Source organism: Rhodococcus spongiicola (assembly GCF_004011835.1).
Classification (GTDB): Bacteria; Actinomycetota; Actinomycetes; order Mycobacteriales; family Mycobacteriaceae; genus Prescottella; species Prescottella spongiicola.
In genome coordinates this window covers 1-679 of sequence record NZ_RKLN01000019.1, presented here as the reverse complement: position 1 = coordinate 679, position 679 = coordinate 1, and the positions used below count along the sequence as shown (strand labels likewise).

Below are 679 nucleotides of genomic sequence, written 5' to 3'. Positions count from 1 at the left end.
CGACCGCCAACGCGCCGACCGAGGGCGCCTCGAACAACACCCGCACCGGCACCTGCGCATCCAACGCAGCCCCCAGACGCGAAACCACCTGCGTCGCGACCAGCGAATTACCACCCAGAGCGAAGAACTCGTCATCCAAACCGACCCGCTCGACCCCGAGGACCTCCCCGAACACACCCGCCACGATCTCCTCGACCGGGGTCGTCGGGGCCCGGAACTCGCGGGCCTCCACTATCGGCGCCGGCAACGCCTTCCGATCCAGCTTGCCGTTGACGTTGAGCGGAAGCCGATCGAGCACGACGAACACCGACGGCACCATGTACGACGGCAACACCCGCGCCAGGCCCGCCCGCACCGCCGCCTCGTCGTCGACCGGCCCGTCAGCGGGCACGAGGTAGGCCACGAGCTGCTCGTCGTGGACGACGACGACCGCCCGCGCGATCTCCTCGCGTTCGAGCAGCGCCGCCTCGATCTCACCGAGCTCGATCCGCAGACCCCGCAACTTCACCTGGAAATCGGTGCGCCCCAAATACTCCAACACACCGTTCGCACTCCACCGCACCAAATCCCCGGTCCGATACATGCGCCCACCCGCGGCACCGATACCGTCGGCGCCGGCATACGGGTCGGCGACGAACCGCTCCGCCGACAGATCCGCCCGACCCGTATACCCGCGCGC

At 69.1% G+C, this 679-nt stretch carries 1 protein-coding gene; it reads right to left on the bottom strand.

Translation table 11 applies throughout. The features are described from left to right. A partial coding sequence (locus EF834_RS18060; protein ID WP_164874179.1) for a phosphopantetheine-binding protein occupies positions 1–679 on the bottom strand: 679 nt, incomplete at both ends.